This window comes from Burkholderia sp. LFS061, assembly GCF_047978125.1.
GTDB classification, from domain to species: Bacteria; Pseudomonadota; Gammaproteobacteria; order Burkholderiales; family Burkholderiaceae; genus Burkholderia; species Burkholderia pyrrocinia_C.
The window spans coordinates 1-223 of record NZ_JBFPFS010000184.1 but is presented as its reverse complement, the minus strand read 5'-3'; the positions used below and the strand labels follow the sequence as shown (position 1 = coordinate 223).

1 protein-coding gene is annotated in these 223 nt (G+C 57.4%); it reads left to right on the top strand.

Translation table 11 applies throughout. The features are described 5' to 3' along the window. The coding region (locus ACNQQL_RS36270) for a filamentous hemagglutinin N-terminal domain-containing protein (RefSeq protein WP_347069768.1) at positions 1–223 on the top strand (223 nt) is incomplete at both ends.

Below are 223 nucleotides of genomic sequence, written 5' to 3'. Positions count from 1 at the left end.
GGTGATCAACTGGGACAATTTCAATATCGCCCCTGGGGAGCTGGTCAGATTCGACCAGCGGCAAGGGGCGAACTCTGCGACGCTCAATCAAGTGGCAAGTCCTGATCCGACACGGATTCTCGGGACGCTGCAAGCCAACGGCCGGATATTTATCGTGAACCCAAATGGAGTTGTGTTCGGGCAGGGGGCATCGGTTGACGTTGGTGGCCTGGTTGCGTCTTCG